The sequence below is a fragment of the Xanthomonas sp. WHRI 6106 genome (assembly GCF_040202405.1).
In the GTDB taxonomy this organism is placed as follows: Bacteria; Pseudomonadota; Gammaproteobacteria; order Xanthomonadales; family Xanthomonadaceae; genus Xanthomonas; species Xanthomonas cannabis.
The window spans coordinates 24,088-43,322 of sequence record NZ_JBEGFC010000002.1 but is presented as its reverse complement, the minus strand read 5'-3'; the positions used below and the strand labels follow the sequence as shown (position 1 = coordinate 43,322).

Sequence of the window (19,235 nt, the reverse complement as noted above, 5' to 3'; positions counted from 1 at the left end):
AGGGAGCGAGACTTTGCGAATCTCCAATCTCCAATGCCGAATCCCTGCAGGCAGTGTCAGCCGACGCTGCCTTCCAGGGAGACTTCCAGCAGCTTCTTGGCTTCCACCGCGAACTCCATCGGCAGCTCGCGGAACACCTGCTTGCAGAAGCCGTCGACGATCAATGACACCGCGTCTTCCTGGCTGATGCCGCGCGCGCGGCAATAGAACAGCTGGTCGTCGCTGATCTTGGACGTGGTGGCCTCGTGCTCGACCGTGGCGCCCGGGTTCTTCACCTCGATATAGGGGAAGGTGTGCGCGCCGCATTGCTTGCCGATCAATAGCGAATCGCACTGGGTGTAGTTGCGTGCGCCATCGGCGTTGCGGTCCACCTTGACCAGGCCGCGATAGGTGTTTTGCCCGCGCCCGGCGCTGATGCCCTTGCTGACGATCTTGCTCTTGGTGCGCTTGCCGATGTGGATCATCTTGGTGCCGGTATCGGCCTGCTGACGGTGGTGCGTCAGCGCGACCGAATGGAACTCGCCCACCGAATCGTCGCCAAGCAGCACGCACGACGGGTACTTCCAGGTGATGGCCGAGCCGGTTTCGACCTGGGTCCAGGTCACCTTGCTGCGCGCGCCACGGCATTCGGCACGCTTGGTCACGAAGTTGTAGATGCCGCCAACACCATTCTCGTCGCCCGGATACCAGTTCTGCACCGTCGAATACTTGATCTCGGCATCTTCCAGCGTCACCAGCTCCACCACTGCCGCATGCAGCTGGTTTTCATCGCGCATCGGCGCAGTACAGCCTTCCAGGTACGACACGTAGGCCTTGTCCTCGCACACGATCAAGGTGCGCTCGAACTGGCCGGTGTGGCCGGCATTGATACGGAAATAGGTGCTCAGCTCCATCGGGCAACGCACACCCTTGGGAATGAACACGAAGCTGCCATCGGAAAACACGGCCGAGTTCAGCGCGGCGAAGTAGTTATCGCCCACCGGCACCACGCTGCCCAGATACTGCCGGACGATCTCAGGATGTTCCTTGATGGCCTCGGACATCGAGCAGAAGATCACGCCCTTTTCGGCCAGCTCCTTGCGGAACGTGGTGCCGACCGAGACCGAATCGAACACTGCGTCCACTGCAACGCCGGCCAGCTTGGCACGCTCGTGCAGCGGTACCCCGAGCTTGTCGTAGGTGTCGAGCAGTTCCTTGGGCACCTCGTCCAGCGATGCGTACTTCGGGCCCTTGGGTGCGGAGTAATAGCTCAATGCCTGGAAATCGATCGGCGCGATGTTCAACTTCGCCCACTCCGGCATCGGCATCTTCAGCCAGTGGCGATACGCCTCCAGCCGCCAGTCGGTCATCCATTGCGGCTCGTCCTTCTTGGCCGACAGCGCGATGATGGTGTCTTCGTCCAGGCCGGGCGGGAGCGAATCGGACTCGATCGCGGTGATGAAGCCGGCGTCGTAACGTCGGCCCAGCCGTTCGAGGATCTGTGCGTTCTGCGGGGGAGCTAGTTCGGTGGCCATCGGGCTGCCTACAGGTCAGGTGGTCGCGACGCGTGCGGCGATGGAACGCCGACGGCTGTCGCCAGGGAGAGAGAGGGGCTGCAACATCTGCGCGAGCGTGACCCGACGCAAGGCGTCGCCGACCACGTCGTTGATCAGGCGCCAGTTGGAGCGCACCCCGCAGGTCTGCGCGATGCCGCACTGGCTATGGTCCTGGCTGCATTCGGTAATCGCCAACGGGCCTTCCATGGCCTCGACGATTTCCACCAGGGTGATCTGGCTGGCCGCGCGCGCCAGTCGGTAGCCGCCATGCACGCCGCGCAGGCCTTCGACCAGACCGGCCTGCGACAACGGCTTGAGGATCTTGCTCACGGTCGGCGCTTCCAGGCCTGCCTGTTCGGCCAGCTCGCTGGCGCTGAGGACCTCGCCACACCGGGCGGCAAGCACGGTCAGCACGACAGTGGCGTAATCGGTGAGTTTGGTGACGCGCAACATGAAGGACGGAATACCTTAAAGCGGACCGAAATTGTACTCTTTTGGCGCGGACAGGGCCAACTGCCCGGTTCAGCCCCCGGCAAGCACCCGGCGTTGCGGCAGCGGGTGCGCTTGTGCTTGGCGCATGAGCGCGCTGCGGTCACAATGAGCGGCCCCCTCACCGGACCCTTACATGTCGCGCAAAGTTGCCGCCCGCAAGTCACGTATCCACGGCAATGGCATGTTCGCCCTCGCCCCGCTCCGCAAGGGCGAGCGCATCATTCAATACAAGGGACGCTTGCGCACGCATGCCGAAGTGGATGCAGACGATACCGGCGATGTGGAAAGCGGCCACACCTTCCTGTTCACGCTCAGCGACGATTACGTGCTGGACGCCAACTACGAAGGCAACGTCGCACGCTGGATCAACCACAGCTGCAATCCCAATTGCGAAGCGGTGATCGAGGAAGCCGAAGGCGACGACCGTCGCAAGGACAAGATCTTCATCGAGGCCAAGCGCGCCATCAAGGCCGGCGAGGAACTCACCTACAACTACGGCATCACCTTGAGCGAGCGCCACACCCCGCGTCTGAAGAAGATCTGGGAATGCCGCTGCGGCTCCAAGAACTGCACGGGCACAATGCTGCAGCCCAAGCGCTGACCGCACGGCGGACACCGCGCGCTGACGCGCCGCATACATCGGTTCACAGGTGCGCAACGGCACGCTGCCTAGGGTGCGGGCTTCTTTGAGGAGGAGCCCACACATGTCGTATTCGCTCTCTGGCAAAACCGTCGCCGTGCTGGCGACCGATGGTTTCGAACAATCCGAGCTGACGGAGCCCAAGCGCCTGCTGGAATCCTGGGGCGCCAAGGTCGATGTGATCGCGCCAGGCGACAGCGCCACGATCCGTGCCTGGAACCATACCGATTGGGGCGATTCGGTCGCCGTCGACCGGTCGCTCGCACAGGCAACGCCGAACAGCTATGACGCCCTGGTCCTGCCCGGCGGCGTGCTCAATCCCGATACGCTGCGCACCGATGCGCAGGCGATTGCCTTCATTCGCGCCTTCGCTACGGCGCACAAGCCAGTGGCCGCGATCTGCCATGGTCCATGGCTGTTGCTGGAGAGCGACCTGGTACGCGACCGCAACGTCACCTCCTGGCCGTCGGTCAAGACCGATCTGACCAATGCCGGCGCGCGCTGGCAGGACGCCGAAGTAGTGGTGGACGGGCAGTTGATCACCAGCCGCAAGCCGGACGACATTCCGGCGTTCAGCGCCGCCGTCGCTAAGGCGCTATCCGCTTAGGGGCGAGCGCGTAGCCGGTGGCAGCACGCATATAAAGGCCCGGCGCTGATGCGTCGGGCCTTTGTGTGGACGCTGCGTTGCGCAGGGCAGGTTGACCGGCACTGCACGTCGCAGCGTGCGGCTTATTTGCCCGAGAGTGCCGCCGCCGGCACCAGCTGTTCGATGTTCTGGTTGAAGTTGACGGCGACCCGCCCATTCTGGATGCCGACCGATTCCACCTGGACGGCGCCCATCACCGCCGCGATCGACGGGTCGATGCGGTAAATCGGTTCCTTGCGCGCATAGTCCGCCAGCCAGGTGTTGAGCAGCTGCCGGGTGCTGTGGTCGAGTTTTGCACCGGCATGGGCCGGCCGGAAATCGTCGATGCTGGGCTGGTCGAGATAGAAGCCTTGCTTGGCGACGTCGTAGCGCAGCGCGCTGGTCAGGGTCACGTTGCCCACCGGCGATGGCGCCCCGCCGGCAGTGGCCACGGCCAGATCGAACGCCATCTTGAGCCGGTCGCCCGGCGGCAGTGACAGCGCAGGATTGCTGACCGTCATTTCGACCAGGCCGCCGAGCGTGTCGTGCGTCTGCGGAAAACGGCCGCCGAGATACTGCTGCAAGTCGCTGGCCTGCACGCTGATCTGACGGCCCTGGATCTGCGGCGCTGCCCAGGCACCGGTGGCGGGAAGTGCCAAGGCAAGGGCGAGCACGGATCCGGTAAGCGAACGCAGTTTCATCGAGTGACTCCGGCAACAGGTGACACAACCTTAGTCGGCGCCGGTGAACCACGGGTTAGCGCAGCACCGGCTGCAGCGTGGCCGAGTAGATTTCCCAGCGGTCGCTGCCGGCACGTGGTTGCAAGCGGTACGCGCCCACCAATTGTTGCGTGCCGGACCGGGTGCGGACGGTGACGCGCACGGGCACCTCGATCTGTCGTGGCGGATGCTGCTGATCCAGCGGCAGCGGCGGGTCGTTCATGATCCGCATCGACTGGATGTCGCTCATGCCGCGCAGGACCGCGTCGTCGGGCACCGGCGCCGGGCGCCCGCCCGTCCACAGCGCATCGGCATCGGCGCGTGCCTCACCGGGCAGTGCGCCCAGGTAACGCTGCACGGTGGCGCTTGCTTCTGCAAACGCGGCGCGTGCCTGTGCATCGTCGGGATCCTCGGTAGGCGCGGGCGCTGGAGTACCCGGAGCGGCGTGGATGGCCGCCTGCTCCATGGCATCAGCCTGGTGCGAGGATGGTGGAGGGGCCGCGATTTCCTGCTCTGCGGTGCGCTGACAACTGCAGCCGGCAAGTGCGGCCACTGACATGACGATTGCAATCCAGCGCATGGCGCGTCCCCATCCCCGATGCGCGCAGTGTAGCGGCGCAGCGCACCGCGCAGGTGCTCAGGCGCCTGGCTGTACGCGTTGCAGGCGCTCGAGCAGGAGCTGCAGTTTTGGTCGCAACGCGTCGAGGGCGTCGCTGGGTTGGGTGCGCGGGCGAGCGGCCAGATCCTCCAGCAGCTGCGAGCCCACCGTCAACGCGGCGCATTCGTCGCTGCTCAGGTCGCGGCGCAGGTGCAGTTCTTCGAGCAGGCGCATCCAGTCCGCCCGCGAGCGCTGTTCGAACTCGATGGTGCAGCGGTCGTCGCACGGGCGTCCGTCGTTTTCGATGGGCGTGACCGTAATGCGGTAGCGTTTTCGGGACATGGTGGTCGCGTCACTCCTGGACTGACGCCACCATAGGGGCAGGCCGCCGCGCGCTCGAGAGCGCGGGCCATGACGCAGTGTTCCAGCGCGCTCAGTCGGCAGGCGGCAGTGGGATTTGACGCAGCAGCGGCAGTGGATCGTACGCACCGTTGCGTCCATAGACCCCAAAGTGCAGATGCGGCGGCGTGCCGCGCGCATTGCCGGTGGTGCCGACCATGCCCAGCTGCGTGCCAGGCTCGACCACATCGCCCACCGCCAGGCCTGCAGCCCAATCGTCCAGATGCGCGTAATAGTGGCGCTCCATCGCCGGGCCGAGTAGCCAGACCTGCTTGCCGCCCAGGCCTTGGTCGCGGATGGCGCTGACCACGCCGCGTGTGGCTGCCAGGACCGGCGTGCCACGTGGCGCAAAGATGTCCACACCTGCATGGGTGCGATCGCGGCCGCGCGGTGCGCCAAACGTATCGGCGATGTGTCGCGCACGCACGTCCTTGACCGGGATGGCCAGGCGCTCCGGCGGTGGCATCCGCGACAACTCCCAGGTAGTGCGCAGTTGTGTTGCGATCGGCAATTGCCACGCCCAACGTGCGGCGACTGCCAGGACACACAGCGCGGCGATCCACAGCAAGAAGCGGCGAAGCCGGCGTGCGGGGCTGGAGCTTGGAGTGGCTGAGGTCACGAAAGATGCTGCTTGCAGGGACGCCGGCCAGGGTAGGGGAGCGGCGATGAGCGAGGTGTGTGGTGGGTGCGGCACTGCATTGACGTCATGATGTGCGCAAAAAAAAGACGGCCCGAAGGCCGTCCCGATGACACCGGATGCGCGCTGGATCAGAGCGCGGCGTCTTTCAGCTTCTTCAGTGGGCGAACCTTGACCTTACGGGTTGCGGCCTTGGCAGCAAAGATCTGCTCTTCCTTGGTGAAGGGGTTGATGCCCTTGCGCTTCGGCTTGGCCGGCACGTTGACCGAGGTGATCTTGAGCATGCCCGGCAGGGTGAAGCTGCCGACGCCCTTCTTGTTCAACGAGGAATGCGCAGCGGCTTCCAGCGACGCCAGCACGGCGCGCACGTCCTTCGGAGCCAGCTGGGTGGATTCGGCGATGTGGGCGACCAGGCCGGTCTTGCTCAGGGCTTCCTTGATCGGCTTCGGCGCGGCCGACGTAGCGGCCTTGGCCGGCTTCGCAGTCTTGGTGGCGGCGACCTTTTTCACTGCCTTCTTGGGGGCAGCCTTCTTAGCGGCGGTTTTTGCCATGAGGTATACGTTCCGTATTCGTTGGTGGTGTTGGGTCTGCCGACCCAGTCGGCAACGCGAAATGTAGGGCAACTGCTGCGCGCCGCCAATAGGCAAACCATGAAACAACACGAAAAAAGCGTCTTTCGACGGGGATTCGTTCACCGGCGGCGCAAAACGCCGACAGAAACGCAGTGCTCGACGCACACGGCGCACGTGTTGGTGCGGCATCTGATGCAGGGCAGCAGGTGGTTTGCGCAGGCAGGTGTGCGTGTTTGCGCGCATGGGGAGCACGCATCGATTGCGCTTCGGTCGGCATTGGGTGGCATGCGCTGCAACGAGCGATGGCGAAGCGGCCTTGCGTGCGTGCTGCGCAGCGTCCATTGGCATCGATTGCAGGGACGGTGAACGGGATGTGCGTTGAAGGCCCGCAACCGGCACCGATGCCGTGTCGATGCTGGATGCGGCCGGCGAGTCGCTGCCGTTGGCGTTACCGGCGGATCGCGCGGCGGCATCGCAGCGGTCGATGCCGCCGCGGACCTGTTGTGAGGTTAGTCGTTGGCAGCCGACAAGCTGCGGCCGCGCTCGGTCGCCGCCGCGATGGCTTTGGCAGTCAACGCTTCGAAACCGCCCGCCTGGAAGGTCTCGATGGCCGCTTGCGTGGTGCCGTTGGGCGAGGTCACGCGGCGGCGGAGCAGCTCCGGTGCTTCGCCTGATTCGGTGAGCATGCGCGATGCGCCGAGCAGGGTTTGCAGCACCAGCGTGCGTGCGGTGTCGGCCGGCAGGCCCTGCGCCTGCGCTGCGGCTTCCATGGCTTCGGCCAGCAGAAACACGTACGCCGGCCCGCTGCCGGAAACCGCCGTCACTGCATCCATCTGTGCTTCGTCTTCGATCCACACGGTGACGCCGGCGCTCTCCAGCAGGCCGGTCGCGTGCGCACGCTGCGCATCGGACACGCGCGCGGTGGCGTACAGACCGGTCACGCCGGCGCCAAGCAGTGCGGGCGTGTTGGGCATTGCGCGCACCACTGCCACATCGCCACCGGACCAGCGCTGCAGCTGCGTGGCGGTGATGCCGGCGGCGATCGACAGCAGCAGCGGCTGCTGTGCCTGCGCGAGGTCGGCCAGTTGCGCACACACGGCCGGCATGACCTGTGGCTTGACCGCGAGCACCCAGGTGGCTGCGCCGTCGGCCGCCGCCTCTGCGTCGGCGACCACCGCCACGCCGAAATCGCGCGACAGCGCGGCACGCAGGTCGGCGACCGGCTCGGCGACGCGGATGTCGGCTGCCGGTGTGCCTTGCCGGATCAGTCCGGCGATCAGGCTGCGTGCCATGTTGCCGCCGCCGATGAACGCGATGGGCGCGGCGTGGGCGGGCGATGGCGCAGGCGAAACGGGCAGGGGCATCGTGGTCACTCCGGTCATAAGAATAGGTGTGGCGTTGCGCAGATCAGGCGGCGGTGTCGGTCAGCGGCGCTCGCGTACCGAACAGCGCCGTGCCGACGCGCACCATGGTGGCACCGGCCGCGATCGCTTCGGCGAAGTCGGCGCTCATGCCCATCGACAAGGTGTCGACCTGCCGGTGCGCCTGCCGCAGCTGTGCGAACAGGGATTGCATGCGCGCAAACGCGTCGGCGCGCCGCGCCTGCTCCGGGAACGGCGCCGGGATTGCCATCAGCCCGCGTAGCTGCAGACGCGGTTGCAGCGCAATGGCCTCGGCCAGCGCGTCGATCGCCTCGGGGGCGCAGCCGTATTTGCTGTCCTCATCGTCGATATTGACCTGGATCAGCACCTTCAACGGCGCGCGGTCGTCCGGCCGGTGGCGCGCCAGCAGCGGAATCAGCTTGGGGCGATCCACCGTCTGCACCCAGTCGAAACACTGGCTGGCGACATCGGCCTTATTGGATTGCAGGTGGCCGATGAGATGCCACTCCAGGCCCAGCTCGCGCAGGGCAGCAATCTTGGCCTGCGCTTCCTGCACGTAGTTTTCGCCGAAGGCGCGCTGCCCCTGGGCAGCCAGTGCGGCCACCGCTTCGGCGGGTTTGGTCTTGGACACCGCGAGCAGACGGACATCGGAGCGCGCATGCGCCGCCGCCGCGGCGTGGATGGCATCGAGGATCTGCTGCAGCGACGAAACCGGCACGTGGCATTCCAGAAAGGACGGGAGCGCTAGTGTGCCGGCGCGGCTGGCTTCCTTCCAGGGCGTTGCGTGCCTGGCACGTGCGCCCAGGCCGGCGCGCAGGGGTGTTCCCGCAGCTGAGGCGACGTGCGTGGCAGCGGGGTTGGCCAGGCCAGGCAAGCCGTTCGCAAGCAGGTGCCGGGCCCGCCCATGCCCGAAAGACAACGCCTTCAGCCCTGGGCGGCCGTGCCGACCTGAACTGGTGGCGGGCCGCTTCCCGCTGGCACCCGGAACGCTATACTGCCGGCCGGGGAGTACCTTCCAATCGCAGCCTAGGGGAAAAGCAGCGCATGGATATCGCTGAACTATTGGCGTTTTCCGTCAAGAACAAGGCATCGGACCTGCACCTGTCTGCAGGGCTGCCGCCGATGATCCGTGTCGATGGCGATGTCCGCCGCATCAATATTCCGGCGCTGGACCACAAGCAGGTGCATGCGCTGGTCTACGACATCATGTCGGACAAGCAGCGCCGCGATTACGAAGAATTCCTCGAGGTCGACTTTTCGTTCGAGATCCCGTCGCTGGCGCGCTTCCGCGTCAATGCGTTCAACCAGAACCGCGGCGCCGGTGCGGTGTTCCGTACCATTCCCTCCGAAGTGCTGACGCTGGAAGACCTGGGCTGCCCGCCGATCTTCCGCCAGCTGATCGACCAGCCGCAGGGCCTGATCCTGGTCACCGGCCCGACCGGGTCGGGCAAGTCGACCACGCTGGCCGGCATGATCGACTACATCAACAAAAACGAATACGGCCACATCCTCACTGTCGAGGACCCGATCGAATTCGTGCACACCTCGCAGAAGTGCCTGATCAACCAGCGCGAAGTGCACCGCGATACGCACGGCTTCAACGAGGCGCTGCGCTCGGCGTTGCGCGAAGACCCGGACATCATCCTGGTGGGCGAATTGCGCGACCTGGAGACCATCCGCCTGGCGCTCACCGCCGCGGAAACCGGCCACCTGGTATTCGGCACCCTGCACACCAGCTCGGCGGCCAAGACCATCGACCGCATCATCGACGTGTTCCCGGCCGGCGAAAAGCCGATGGTGCGCTCGATGCTGTCCGAGTCGCTGCGCGCGGTCATTTCGCAGGCGCTGCTGAAGAAGGTGGGCGGCGGCCGTACCGCCGCCTGGGAAATCATGGTCGGCACCCCGGCCATCCGTAACCTGATCCGCGAGGACAAGGTGGCGCAGATGTATTCCTCGATCCAGACCGGCCAGCAATACGGCATGCAGACGCTGGACCAGCATCTGCAGGACCTGGTCAAGCGCAGCCTGATCACGCGCAACCAGGCGCGTGAGTACGCGAAGGACAAGCGGATATTCGAGTAGCCGGGATTTGGGATTCGGGATTGGGGATTCGCAACGGCGATTTCCCTGACCGGACCCCGCTCTTGCGAATCCCGAATCTCCACTCCCGAATCCCTGCTCCCGAGGAGCACGCCATGAGCACCATCGACTTCACCTCCTTCCTCAAGCTGATGGCGCATCAGAAGGCGTCGGACCTGTTCATCACCTCCGGGATGCCGCCGGCGATCAAGGTGCATGGCAAGATCAGCCCGATCACGCAGACACCGTTGACCGCGCAGCAAAGCCGCGACCTGGTGTTGAACGTGATGACGCCGTCGCAGCGCGAAGAGTTCGAAAAGACCCACGAGTGCAACTTCGCCATCGGCGTGTCCGGGGTCGGGCGTTTCCGTGTGAGCTGCTTCTACCAGCGCAACCAGGTGGGCATGGTGCTGCGCCGGATCGAGACGCGCATTCCCACCGTGGAAGAGCTGAGCCTGCCGCCGGTGATCAAGACGCTGGCGATGACCAAGCGCGGCATCATCATCTTCGTCGGCGCCACCGGTACCGGTAAATCGACCTCGCTGGCGGCGATGATCGGCTACCGCAACCAGAATTCCACCGGGCACATCATCACCATCGAGGACCCGATCGAATTCGTGCACAAGCACGAAGGCTGCATCATCACCCAGCGCGAAGTGGGCATTGATACCGATAGCTGGGAAAACGCGCTGAAAAACACCCTGCGCCAGGCGCCGGATGTGATCATGATCGGCGAGGTGCGTACCCGCGAGGGCATGGATCACGCCGTGGCCTTTGCCGAAACCGGCCACCTGGTGCTGTGTACGCTGCACGCCAACAACGCCAACCAGGCGATGGACCGCATCATCAACTTCTTCCCGGAAGACCGGCGCAACCAGCTGTTGATGGATCTGTCGCTCAATCTCAAGGGCGTGGTCGCGCAGCAGCTGATTCCGACCCCGGATGGTCGCGGCCGGCGCGTGGCGATGGAGATCATGCTGGGCACGCCGCTGGTGCAGGACTACATCCGCGACGGCGAGATCCACAAGCTCAAGGAGATCATGAAGGAGTCCACCAACCTGGGCATGCGCACCTTCGATCAGAGCCTGTTCGAGCTCTACCAGGCCGGCGAGATCAGCTACGAAGACGCCTTGCGCTACGCCGATTCGCAAAACGAGGTGCGTTTGCGCATCAAGCTGTCGCAGGGCGGCGATGCCAAGACCTTGTCGCAGGGCCTGGATGGCGTGGAGATTGCCGAAGTTCGCTGAGGCAATGCGGAGGGCGTGCCGATGCGCACGCACGTCGAACGCCAGTGGCGGCCCGCTGGGCGCGCCCGGCACCGCCAGTGCGGTGCTGCCGCGCCGGCACGCGCGTGATGACTGAGGGATGTGGCGCACGCCAGCGTGGTCGGCGGCCACGGTAAGCGCGCCGATCGGCGACGCCGGATGCCGCGTGCGTCAGGGCGCTGCGGTTTCAGATGTAACCGCGCCAGCCGATAGTGTCTAATAACGCACCCCACTGCAGTGCCCAAGCCCGTGAGCCTTCCCGATTCCGATCTGCGTCCGGAGCAAGAACCGTTGCCCGATGACGGTGCAGTGGTCACATCCGGCCCGCTGACGCCACCGCCGGATTCTGCCGGGACCGTCGCCGACGACCAGGCGTATCACCACTCGGTGGCCGAAGACGCCCAGGGCATGGTGCTGGCGACGCTGGTCGCGTCGCTGGGCCTGGCGATCTTTGCCAAGGGCGGGCTGATGATCGGCGGCATGGCCGGCGTGGCGTTCCTGCTGCACTACGCCCTGCACTGGAATTTCGGCCTGGTGTTCGTGCTGGTCAACCTGCCGTTCTATTGGCTGAGCGTGCGCCGCATGGGCTGGGAATTCACCTTGAAGACCTTCGCGGCAGTCGGCGCTTGCGGCGCGCTGACCAACCTGTTGCCGCGCTGGGCCGACTACGCGCACATGAGTACGGCGTTTTCGGCGATCGTTGGCGGCGCGCTGTCCGGGCTGGGCATCCTGTTCTTCATCCGTCACCGCGGCAGCCTGGGCGGAATCGGCATCCTGGCCGTGTACCTGCAGCGCGAGCGTGGCTGGAGCGCGGGCAAGGTGCAGATGAGCTTCGATGCGATGTTGATGCTGGTGGCATTTGCCATCCTCACCCCGGACAAGGTGCTGTATTCGGCCCTGGGCGCCTTGATGCTCAGTCTGGTGCTGATGTTCAACCATCGCCCGCATCGCTACATGGGCGTGTGATCGGCGCACGCGTCAGATGCCGCCCGCGCGCGCCGGGCAATCGGTCGGCAGGTGCAGGCGTTGCAGCAGGCCGCGCGCGTCGAACGGGGCGTGTACCTTCATGTCGTTGTCGAAGTAGCAATACACATCGCGCGTGGCCCGTTTGAGCGCGCGCGGGCCTGCACGGACTGCATCGTCCGGCTCGCGGCCATGCGCCCAGGCATCGATGCGCGCGGCCCAGCGGTCCAGCGCGCCGTCGCTGTAGCCGCTGGCATAGAGCTGCGCATCGCCATGCAGGCGCAGGTAGACGAAGTCCGCACTGACGTCTTCCAGATACGGGAACTTGCCCGCGGTGTCGGCCACCACCACCGCCACCTTGTGACGGCGCAGCAGGCGCATGCAGGCGGGATCGCAGAAACTGGCGTGGCGCACCTCCAGCGCATGACGGATCGGCCGCTTGCGATCGATCGCAAGCGCACTGCGCCCGTGCATCAGCGCGCTGTCGCGTTTGCGCGCCAACGCCAGCGCGGCCTCGCTGTCGCGCGGCAGGCTGGCGAGAAATCCATCGAGCAACGTGGCGTCGAAGTGCAATGTCGGCGGCAGCTGCCACAGGATCGGCCCCAGCTTGGAGCCCAGCCGCAGCACGCCGGAGGCAAAGAAATTGGCCAGCGCCTGCTCGCAGTCGCGCAGGCGCTTCATGTGGGTGATGAAGCGCGGGCCCTTGACCGAAAACACGAAGTCGTCCGGCGTCTCGTCATGCCAGGCCTGGAAGCTGTCCGGCCGCTGCAGCGAATAGAACGAGCCGTTGATTTCCACGCTTGGAAAGCAGCGCGCGGCGTATTCGAGCTCGCGCCGCTGCGCCAGGCCGCTGGGATAGAAGGTGCCGCGCCAACGCGGGTAGCGCCAGCCGGAAATGCCGATGCGGATAGCCATGCACCCAGCATTTCGTCTGTGCCGTGGAGGAGGCGTCTAGCCGCGCTGGACCGTGCGCGCGGGTGAGGGCGTCTGTGCCCATGGCGGCGACAGCGCCTGGATCTGTGCAAACGCCGCGCAATCGGGGTGATGCGCGCCGGGCAGGTAACCCAGGCTCATCAGGAATTCGCCGGTGATCTCGCCACCGGTAAACCTGAAGGTCTTCTTGAACAATTTGACCCAGGCCGGCTTGTCGCGCGGATGCTGTGCATCCAGCCATTGCGCAAAGCTGCCATGCGTGCGGCGCAGCGTCTGGATGACCTGGGCGTTGTGGATGGCTGCCCGGATCTTCAGACGATTGCGGATGATGCCGGCATCGTTCATCAGGCGAGCGATGTCCGCCTCGCCATAGGCCGCGACCGTATCCACGTCGAAGCCGGCATAGGCCCGCTGGAAATTGCCGCGCTTGCGCAGGATGGTCTCCCAGCTCAGGCCGGCCTGGTTGATTTCCAGCACCAGGCGCTCGAACAGCTCGCGCTCGTCGCGTTGTGGAAAGCCGTATTCGCGATCGTGGTAATGCCCGTGCACCGGATGGCCGGGGGCGATGCTGCAGTAGCCGCTCATATGGTTGCCCGTGGCCGCGCGCGCAAGCCGGAGCGCGGCCGCGCGTGGACCGCTTCGGCAGAGGGCGCCCGTGCCGGCAGTGGGCGACGCCGTTGGCCCGCCAGCGGCCCGGTTGCACTGCGGCGGCTGGCGTTCGCTGCAGGGAGGCGCGCGGTCGCGGTGACCACGCGGGCCTGGCGCGGCGGGCGCCTGCCCGCGGGGCAGCAACTGGCGGTAGGTGTGGTCTGCATTCGCGCTCCAGGGTCACGTCCGGGGCCAAGTATGGCAGCGGCTCTGCGCGCGGCGGAGCGAACGGCTAGAATGCGGGCATGTCCGTTGTTCCCACGCCGCTTGCCAACCAACTGCTGATCGCGCTTCCGGCGCTGTCGGACCCTACCTTTTCGCGCAGCGTCGCGCTGATCTGTCAGCACGACGAAAACGGCGCGATGGGAGTGCTGGTCAACCGCCCCTCCGAGTACACCCTGGGCGAGGTGCTGTCGCAGATGGGCATCGCGACCGAAGATGCGCAGCTGTGCGAGCAGATCGTGCTCAGTGGCGGCCCGGTGCACCCGGAGCGCGGGTTTGTCATCCACGACGACGCGCGCGAATGGGATTCCAGCCTGGAAGTGGGGCAGGGCGTGTTCCTGACCACCTCGCGCGACATCCTCGAAGCGATGGCGGCCGGCGAAGGCCCGCGCAACGCGCTGGTGGCGCTGGGCTGCGCGGGGTGGGGCGCGGGGCAGCTGGAGTTCGAACTGGGCGAGAACAGCTGGCTCACCGCGCCGTCGGACGCCAATGTGCTGTTTGCCACCGCGCTGGAAGATCGTTGGCAGACCGCGGCTGGTCGCATCGGCGTGGACCTGTTCCGGCTGACGGATTACTCCGGGCATGCCTGAGGCGGGCACCATCCGCCCCGATGGCACGGTGCTGGGCTTCGACGTAGGGTCGCGCCGGATTGGCGTGGCGGTCGGTACCGCGCTCGGTGCCGGTGCACGCGCGGTCGCCGTCGTCCAGGTGCATGCCGGCGGCCCGGACTGGGCGGCGCTGGATCGCGTGCACAAGGAATGGCGGCCCGACGGCCTGGTGGTTGGCGACCCGCTCACGCTGGACGACAAGGACCAGCCTGCACGCAAGCGGGCGCATGCCTTTGCCCGCGAATTGCGCGAGCGCTACGCGCTGCCGGTCGTGCTGATCGACGAACGCTCCAGCTCGGTCGAAGCCGCGCAGCGGTTCGCCCGCGAACGTGCCGACGGGCGCAAGCGCCGCCGCGATGCCGAGGCGCTGGATGCCATGGCCGCCGCCGTGATCGTCGAACGCTGGTTGGCCGCGCCTGACCAAGCCACTCTTCTCCCTTGATCCCCGACCTGCGATGACCACCATGCAACTCGATTCGGACGGACGCCTGCGTCACCTGCTCACCCTGGAAGGACTGCCGCGCGCGACATTGCTGCAGCTGCTCGATCGCGCAGGTCAGATCCGCGATGCCGCGGTCGGCCGCGTCGGCAAGCGCAGCGTGCTGGCCGGCACGGCGGTATGCACCCTGTTTTTCGAGCCGTCCACGCGCACGCGCAGCTCGTTCCATCTTGCTGCACAGCGGCTGGGCGCGGACGTGCTCAACTTCGATGCGTCCACGTCCTCCACCCGCAAGGGCGAGACCGCGCGCGACACCTTGAAAAATCTCGAGGCGATGGGCGTGCGCGGGTTTGTGGTGCGCCACCCCGACGATGGCGCGGTGGAAGCGCTGGCCGCCGCGGCGGGCGAGGGAACTGCATTGATCAACGCCGGCGACGGCCGCAGCGCGCACCCCACCCAGGGTCTGCTCGACATGCTCACCCTGCGGCAGGCCAAGGGCACCGACTTTTCCAAGCTCAAGGTGGTCATCGTCGGCGACGTGAAGCATTCGCGCGTGGCGCGTTCGGACCTGCATGCACTGCGCACCCTGGGAGCCGGCGAGATCCGCGTGTGCGGCCCGGCCAGCCTGTTGCCCGATGACGACATGCTGGACGGCTGCGTGGTTGGTCAGGATTTCGATGCCATGCTCGAAGGCGCCGATGCGCTGATGATGCTGCGCCTGCAACGCGAGCGCATGGAAGAGGGGCTGGTGCCATCGCTGGAGCACTACCACAGCCAATACGGCCTGACCCGCGAGCGCCTGGCGCGCGCCGGCCGCGATGCTGCCGTGCTGCACCCGGGCCCGATCAACCGCGGCGTTGAAATCACCGACGACGTCGCCGACGGCGCGCAATCGTGCGTGCTGCGCCAGGTCGCCAACGGCGTTGCGGTCCGCATGGCGGTACTGGAAACCCTGCTCGGTTAAGCGTTACCGGCAACGCGGCCGCCAGCCAGCGCGGTCGCGTCCGGCGTGTGAAGTCGTCATGGCAAACAGACAGAGTCTTGCCACCAAGTGCGCCCCGAAGTCCGCTCTTACGATTCCCGATTCCCGATTCCCGATTCCCGATTCCCGATTCCCGAATCCCGAATCCCGAATCCCGAACGCGAGCACCACGCCATAACACCCGCTCGCCTATCGTGGCGGTCCCTTTCATCGCAGGAGACCGCAATGGGTATTTCGCGTCACGCCACCGCTCACTGGGAAGGCGACCTCAAGACCGGCAAGGGCCAGCTCAGCACGCCGCAGAGCGGCTTGATGGACAACACCCGCTACGCCTTCAGCAGCCGCTTCGGTGACGAGAAGGGCACCAACCCGGAAGAGCTCATCGCCGCAGCGCATGCCGGGTGTTTCACCATGGCACTGTCGGCGCAGCTGACCGAAGCGGGCTTTCCGCCCACCTCACTGGATACCCGTGCCGACGTCGACCTGTCGATGGAAGGCGGCCCGCAGCTGTCGCAGATCCGTCTCAAGCTCACTGCCGTGGTACCGGGCATCGACGAAGCCAAGTTCCGTGAGCTGGCCGATACCGCCAAGAAGAATTGCCCGGTTTCCAAGGCGTTGAGTGCGGTGCCGATCAGCCTGGAAAGCGAGTTTTCCAACTGACCGGCAGCAGGCTGCGCAGCGCCGGTGCAACGTGCCGGCGCACGCAGCTGGCGGCGACCTGAATAGGGCTTTGGCCGCCCGGGCCGGTTCAGGGCGGTTTCACCGCAGCAGGCCGAGCATCGGCAGCGTGTCCTCCCTGTGAAGCTGCTGCAATGAAAACTCTTGTGCTTTGTGCTCTGGTAATGGGTCTGGCCGTGGCGGGCAACGCCACAGCGCAGCGGTACGACAGTGGCTACCGCGACACCTATCGCGGCGGCTACGAGGATGGTCGTTACGAATATGCGCGCGTGGTGCGCGTGGACCCGATCATCGTGTCCGATTCCTATAACGAACGCAGCAGCGAACGCTGCTACAACCGGCCGTCCGACGGCTACTACACAAGCAATGACGGCTACTACCGCGATGGTGGTGGCTACGGCGGGCCGAATGCGTCCAACCGCGGGGTCGCCAGCGTGATCGGCGGCATTGCAGGTGCGGTGCTCGGCAGCCAGGTGGGCGGCGGCAATGGTCGACTGGTCGGCACTGCCGTGGGCACCATGGCCGGTGTCGCGGCGGGGCGTTCGATCTACGAGGCCAACCACCGCACCTATCAGGGCAATGTCAGCGTGTGCGAGCCGGTGTCGTACCGCACTACCCGCGAGCGCGTGGACGGGTATGACGTGACCTATGAATATGCCGGCCGCACGTACCACACCCGCAGCGATTACAACCCGGGCGACCGGATCCGCGTGCGCGTGGATGTGCGCCCCGACTGACGCCGTGCGATGTGGCGAATGTGAGAACGCTGCGGGAGACCGCAGCGTTTTTTTATTCCTGCGAGGTGCCAGGGAGCGCAGATCCCGCTTCCTCCTGCAGGCGACGTTCGATCCGGTCAAATCTCGCACGTCTGCTTGCTGACGGTGCAGCGGCGATCGTGTGCAACGCGACGCGTCGAGCCTTCTTCCCGGCCTGGCGACGCTCGCTGCAGCCGGCACCCGGCGAGCGTCGCCCGCCCAGCGTCGGCCGCGCTCAGGCCCAGTCCAGGGTGCCGCGAATCACCGTCTGGACCTGGCCGCCCGACCACACGGCACCGTCGCCGTCGATGCGCAGTTCCAGCAGGGCATCGAAGCCGATTTCGCGCCCCTGGCTGACCACGTAGCGGCGGTCCTTGCCGGGCAGTGCGTGGCGGCTGTCCAGCCAGGCGGCGAGCACGGCATTGGCCGCGCCAGAGGCGGCATCTTCAAAACGCCGGCCGTTGCCGACAAAGGCGCGCACGGCCAGATCGTAGGCACCGGCGGTGGCGGCGCGCGCATACGCAAACACGCCCATGCTGCCGGTGGATTCGGCCAACGCGGCGATCGCCTCCCACTCCGGCTGCAGGCCGCGCAACGCGGCCTCGCTGGCCAGCTCCACCACCCACCAGGTGCGGCCGCCGTCCATCAGTGCGGGCGGCAGGGTACCCAACGACCAGCCATGCAGTGCGTCGCGCAGGCGCGGGTCATCGGTCTGCACCTGCTCGGCGACGCGCGCGCGCGGGGTGCGGATGGCGATGCTGCGGTGGCCATCGATCTGCTCCACGCGCAGCGGCAACTGGCCGGCGATGCCGTCCTGCACCAGCACGCCGTCGTCGGGCGCGGCCAGCCCGGCCTCGAGCACCGCATGCGCCGTGCCCACGCTGGGGTGGCCGGCGAACGGCACCTCCTTGTGCGGGGAAAACATGCGCAGCCGGTAGCTGCTGTGCGCGTCCGCCGCGGGGAACACAAAGGTGGTCTCCGGCAGCTTGGTCCAGCGCGCAATCGCCTGCATGGCCACATCGTCCAGGCCCTGCGCATCCAGCACCACCGCCAGCGGATTGCCGCTGCCGGGGCGGGCGGAGAACACATCCAGTTGCAGGAAACGGCGGGTGGTCATGAGGGCGGATCCGCGGACAGGGCGCGGCAGCTTACCAATCGATGCGTCCGTCGATCACCTGCAGGGTCGTTCCGCCGATCCAGACCTCGCCTGCAGCGTCCACTTTGATGTGGATGCGGCCATCGCGGCCGACCTCGCGGCCCTGGCTGGCGACATAGTGCAGCCCCGCGCCCGGCAGGCGGTTTTCGCCGTGCAGGCGTGCGGCAATGCACGCGTTGGCGCTGCCGGTGACCGGGTCCTCCGGGATGCCATCGCCAGGGCAGAACGCACGCACCACCAGGTCTTCGCTGCCGCCGTCTGCGGGCGCGTAAATCGCCAGCCCGGTGGCGGCGCTGGCCTGGGTCAGGCGGGTGATGGCGGCAAGATCGGGCACTGCCTGGCGCACCGCCGCCGCATCGGCCAGTTCCAGCAGCCACCAGTTCGGGCCATTGTTCCAGAGCGCTGCCGGGTGAGGGGCGGTGCGCAGGCCGGCAGCGGCTGCCTGCAGCGCTGCCGCGTGGGTGTCACCGGTTGCGATGACGCGGGCACGCGGTGCGCGCAGTCGCACCTGCACGCTGCCGTGGCGGTCGAACACATCCACCGGCAGCACGCCGGCCGCGCATTGCTGACGCAGCCGGCCGTCGGCCTTGTAGCTGGTGAGTCCATGGGTCGCTGCGGCCCACGCCGCGCCCACGCTGGGGTGGCCGGCAAACGGCAGTTCCGCGCGCGGGGTGAAGATACGGATGTGATAGTCGGCGTCGGGCACGCTCACGGGCACGAAGAAAATCGTCTCCGACAGGTTCAGCCATGCGGCGATCTGCTGCATCTGCTGGCCGGACAATGTGCCTGCATCGAACACCACGCCCAGCGGATTACCGCCGCCGGTGTGGCTTGCGAAGACGTCCAGTTGCAGATAGCGATGCTTGCTCATGATCGATGCGGACTCGGTGGTGGGAAGAGGTGCGGAT

At 66.5% G+C, this 19,235-nt stretch carries 23 protein-coding genes; 10 read left to right on the top strand and 13 right to left on the bottom strand.

Annotated elements, in window-relative coordinates:
* Positions 1-56: 56 nt before the first annotated feature.
* On the bottom strand, positions 57-1,514 hold the full coding sequence (gene sufB / locus ABQZ09_RS03460) for a Fe-S cluster assembly protein SufB (protein ID WP_047693797.1): 1,458 nt from the start codon (positions 1,512-1,514) through the stop codon (positions 57-59).
* Between the two features lie 15 nt (positions 1,515-1,529).
* Entirely contained in the window at positions 1,530-1,988 is a 459-nt protein-coding gene (locus tag ABQZ09_RS03455; RefSeq protein WP_039404723.1) for an SUF system Fe-S cluster assembly regulator, read from the bottom strand.
* 172 nt (positions 1,989-2,160) lie between these two features.
* Between ABQZ09_RS03455 and ABQZ09_RS03450 the strand changes: the two genes are divergently transcribed.
* Positions 2,161-2,628: an SET domain-containing protein gene (locus tag ABQZ09_RS03450; RefSeq protein ID WP_039404726.1), complete on the top strand. Its 468-nt coding sequence runs from the start codon at positions 2,161-2,163 to the stop codon at positions 2,626-2,628.
* Positions 2,629-2,731: 103 nt separating this feature from the next.
* Positions 2,732-3,274: a type 1 glutamine amidotransferase domain-containing protein gene (locus ABQZ09_RS03445; RefSeq protein WP_104579806.1), complete on the top strand. Its 543-nt coding sequence runs from the start codon at positions 2,732-2,734 to the stop codon at positions 3,272-3,274.
* A gap of 122 nt (positions 3,275-3,396) precedes the next feature.
* Here the strand turns inward: ABQZ09_RS03445 and ABQZ09_RS03440 are convergent, their stop codons facing one another.
* The 7 genes from ABQZ09_RS03440 to ABQZ09_RS03410 form a co-directional block, all read right to left on the bottom strand.
* Positions 3,397-3,993 carry a YceB family lipoprotein gene (locus tag ABQZ09_RS03440; protein WP_166745298.1) on the bottom strand — a complete coding sequence of 199 codons (597 nt, stop codon included), beginning with the start codon at positions 3,991-3,993 and terminating at the stop codon, positions 3,397-3,399.
* Positions 3,994-4,048: 55 nt separating this feature from the next.
* Positions 4,049-4,477 (bottom strand): hypothetical protein, encoded by a 429-nt coding sequence (locus ABQZ09_RS03435; RefSeq protein ID WP_349776129.1) that lies wholly within the window; start codon positions 4,475-4,477, stop codon positions 4,049-4,051.
* A gap of 171 nt (positions 4,478-4,648) precedes the next feature.
* Positions 4,649-4,951, bottom strand: a complete 303-nt coding sequence (locus tag ABQZ09_RS03430) for a DUF3861 family protein (RefSeq protein ID WP_166751903.1) — start codon at positions 4,949-4,951, stop codon at positions 4,649-4,651.
* A 91-nt stretch (positions 4,952-5,042) separates the two neighbouring features.
* Positions 5,043-5,627, bottom strand: coding sequence for a M23 family metallopeptidase (locus ABQZ09_RS03425; protein ID WP_349776128.1), 585 nt, complete (start codon positions 5,625-5,627; stop codon positions 5,043-5,045).
* 149 nt (positions 5,628-5,776) lie between these two features.
* Positions 5,777-6,196 (bottom strand): HU family DNA-binding protein, encoded by a 420-nt coding sequence (locus ABQZ09_RS03420; RefSeq protein ID WP_039404742.1) that lies wholly within the window; start codon positions 6,194-6,196, stop codon positions 5,777-5,779.
* A 530-nt stretch (positions 6,197-6,726) separates the two neighbouring features.
* On the bottom strand, positions 6,727-7,581 hold the full coding sequence (proC, locus tag ABQZ09_RS03415) for a pyrroline-5-carboxylate reductase (protein WP_184556398.1): 855 nt from the start codon (positions 7,579-7,581) through the stop codon (positions 6,727-6,729).
* Positions 7,582-7,624: 43 nt separating this feature from the next.
* Positions 7,625-8,317 (bottom strand): YggS family pyridoxal phosphate-dependent enzyme, encoded by a 693-nt coding sequence (locus tag ABQZ09_RS03410; RefSeq protein ID WP_166749030.1) that lies wholly within the window; start codon positions 8,315-8,317, stop codon positions 7,625-7,627.
* 326 nt (positions 8,318-8,643) lie between these two features.
* Here ABQZ09_RS03410 and ABQZ09_RS03405 point away from each other — a divergent pair, with 326 nt between their 5' ends.
* From ABQZ09_RS03405 to ABQZ09_RS03395, 3 genes are all read left to right on the top strand, one after another.
* Positions 8,644-9,681, top strand: coding sequence for a type IV pilus twitching motility protein PilT (locus ABQZ09_RS03405; protein ID WP_003489919.1), 1,038 nt, complete (start codon positions 8,644-8,646; stop codon positions 9,679-9,681).
* 113 nt (positions 9,682-9,794) lie between these two features.
* Complete coding sequence (locus ABQZ09_RS03400) at positions 9,795-10,925, top strand: PilT/PilU family type 4a pilus ATPase (RefSeq protein WP_039404792.1); 1,131 nt, start codon at positions 9,795-9,797, stop codon at positions 10,923-10,925.
* Positions 10,926-11,234: 309 nt separating this feature from the next.
* The gene (locus ABQZ09_RS03395) at positions 11,235-11,909 is read left to right on the top strand and encodes a YitT family protein (RefSeq protein WP_039566430.1); all 675 of its coding nucleotides are present in this window, start codon (positions 11,235-11,237) and stop codon (positions 11,907-11,909) included.
* 12 nt (positions 11,910-11,921) lie between these two features.
* Here ABQZ09_RS03395 and ABQZ09_RS03390 read toward each other — a convergent pair whose 3' ends face one another.
* Both ABQZ09_RS03390 and ABQZ09_RS03385 read right to left on the bottom strand, forming a co-directional pair.
* Positions 11,922-12,821, bottom strand: coding sequence for a DUF72 domain-containing protein (locus tag ABQZ09_RS03390; RefSeq protein WP_228314138.1), 900 nt, complete (start codon positions 12,819-12,821; stop codon positions 11,922-11,924).
* Between the two features lie 36 nt (positions 12,822-12,857).
* Entirely contained in the window at positions 12,858-13,424 is a 567-nt protein-coding gene (locus ABQZ09_RS03385) for a DNA-3-methyladenine glycosylase I (protein ID WP_349776127.1), read from the bottom strand.
* 308 nt (positions 13,425-13,732) lie between these two features.
* Here ABQZ09_RS03385 and ABQZ09_RS03380 point away from each other — a divergent pair, with 308 nt between their 5' ends.
* The 5 genes from ABQZ09_RS03380 to ABQZ09_RS03360 all read left to right on the top strand — a co-directional run bounded on the left by ABQZ09_RS03380 (position 13,733) and on the right by ABQZ09_RS03360 (position 17,153).
* Positions 13,733-14,299: a YqgE/AlgH family protein gene (locus tag ABQZ09_RS03380; protein WP_039404799.1), complete on the top strand. Its 567-nt coding sequence runs from the start codon at positions 13,733-13,735 to the stop codon at positions 14,297-14,299.
* A complete protein-coding gene (gene ruvX / locus ABQZ09_RS03375) occupies positions 14,292-14,759 on the top strand; it encodes a Holliday junction resolvase RuvX (protein WP_184556386.1) in 468 nt (155 codons plus the stop codon). Before ABQZ09_RS03380 ends, ruvX begins: the two co-directional genes overlap by 8 nt.
* Positions 14,760-14,772: 13 nt before the next feature.
* Entirely contained in the window at positions 14,773-15,720 is a 948-nt protein-coding gene (locus tag ABQZ09_RS03370; protein ID WP_039404804.1) for an aspartate carbamoyltransferase catalytic subunit, read from the top strand.
* A gap of 243 nt (positions 15,721-15,963) precedes the next feature.
* Positions 15,964-16,398 carry an OsmC family protein gene (locus ABQZ09_RS03365; RefSeq protein ID WP_039404806.1) on the top strand — a complete coding sequence of 145 codons (435 nt, stop codon included), beginning with the start codon at positions 15,964-15,966 and terminating at the stop codon, positions 16,396-16,398.
* Between the two features lie 152 nt (positions 16,399-16,550).
* A complete protein-coding gene (locus tag ABQZ09_RS03360) occupies positions 16,551-17,153 on the top strand; it encodes a glycine zipper 2TM domain-containing protein (protein ID WP_349776126.1) in 603 nt (200 codons plus the stop codon).
* A gap of 253 nt (positions 17,154-17,406) precedes the next feature.
* Here the strand turns inward: ABQZ09_RS03360 and ABQZ09_RS03355 are convergent, their stop codons facing one another.
* Together ABQZ09_RS03355 and ABQZ09_RS03350 are read right to left on the bottom strand one after the other, a co-directional pair.
* The gene (locus tag ABQZ09_RS03355) at positions 17,407-18,288 is read right to left on the bottom strand and encodes a PhzF family phenazine biosynthesis protein (RefSeq protein WP_349776125.1); all 882 of its coding nucleotides are present in this window, start codon (positions 18,286-18,288) and stop codon (positions 17,407-17,409) included.
* A gap of 31 nt (positions 18,289-18,319) precedes the next feature.
* Entirely contained in the window at positions 18,320-19,198 is an 879-nt protein-coding gene (locus ABQZ09_RS03350) for a PhzF family phenazine biosynthesis protein (protein ID WP_349776124.1), read from the bottom strand.
* Positions 19,199-19,235: the final 37 nt, after the last annotated feature.